The organism is Marinicauda pacifica (assembly GCF_004793635.1).
Classification (GTDB): Bacteria; Pseudomonadota; Alphaproteobacteria; order Caulobacterales; family Maricaulaceae; genus Marinicauda; species Marinicauda pacifica.
Window position 1 is genome coordinate 1 of the sequence record NZ_SRXV01000129.1, and the last position, 300, is coordinate 300.

The 300-nt window shown below is 65.0% G+C and carries 1 pseudogene; it reads left to right on the forward strand.

Annotation, left to right across the window (positions count from 1 at the left end):
• A pseudogene (locus tag E5162_RS14675) lies at positions 1 to 300 on the forward strand (glutamine--fructose-6-phosphate transaminase (isomerizing)); the annotation flags it as partial.

The following is a 300-nucleotide window of genomic DNA, read 5'->3' on the forward strand; positions in this document are numbered from 1 at the left end:
GACTACGATTCCGCCGGGCTCAGCGTGACAGACGGCGAGGGCGGGATCATCCGGGTCCGCGTGGCCGGCAAGGTCAACGAGCTGAAAGCAGCCTGGAATTCGCGCGAGGCCGGCTCATGCGGCATCGCGCATACACGCTGGGCTACCCACGGTCCCGCGACCGAGGCCAACGCGCATCCGCACACGGCCGGACGCGTCCACGTTGTGCATAACGGCATCATCGAAAACTATCGCAGTTTGCGGGAGGCGACGCCCAAGGCCGGGGCGACCTTCCATAGTCAGACCGATACCGAAGTCATT